The organism is Amycolatopsis sp. lyj-112, from assembly GCF_046549055.1.
Lineage (GTDB): Bacteria > Actinomycetota > Actinomycetes > Mycobacteriales > Pseudonocardiaceae > Amycolatopsis.
In genome coordinates this window covers 1-668 of record NZ_JAJPWS010000036.1, presented here as the reverse complement: position 1 = coordinate 668, position 668 = coordinate 1, and the positions used below count along the sequence as shown (strand labels likewise).

The following is a 668-nucleotide window of genomic DNA, read 5'->3' as shown; positions in this document are numbered from 1 at the left end:
CGGGTTGCGGACAGTGTCTGGTGGGTAGTTTGACTGGGGCGGTCTCCTCCTAAAGAGTAACGGAGGAGCACGAAGGTTGGCTAATCCTGGTCGGACATCAGGAGGTTAGTGCAATGGCATAAGCCAGCTTGACTGCGAGCGTGACGGCGCGAGCAGGTGCGAAAGCAGGTCATAGTGATCCGGTGGTTCTGAATGGAAGGGCCATCGCTCAACGGATAAAAGGTACTCCGGGGATAACAGGCTGATACCGCCCAAGAGTTCATATCGACGGCGGTGTTTGGCACCTCGATGTCGGCTCATCACATCCTGGGGCTGAAGTAGGTCCCAAGGGTATGGCTGTTCGCCATTTAAAGTGGTACGCGAGCTGGGTTTAGAACGTCGTGAGACAGTTCGGTCCCTATCTGCCGTGGGCGCTGGAGAATTGAGGGGGGCTGCTCCTAGTACGAGAGGACCGGAGTGGACGCATCACTGGTGTTCGGGTTGTCATGCCAATGGCACTGCCCGGTAGCTAAATGCGGAAGAGATAAGTGCTGAAAGCATCTAAGCACGAAACTTGCCCCGAGATGAGTTCTCCCTGACCCTTTCAGGGTCCTGAAGGAACGTTGAAGACGACGACGTTGATAGGCCGGGTGTGTAAGCGCAGCGATGCGTTGAGCTAACCGGTACTA

General features: G+C 55.8%; 1 rRNA gene. It reads left to right on the top strand.

The window, feature by feature from the left end:
- Positions 1-668: ribosomal RNA gene (locus ACLJRL_RS41195) — 23S ribosomal RNA — on the top strand; the annotation flags it as partial.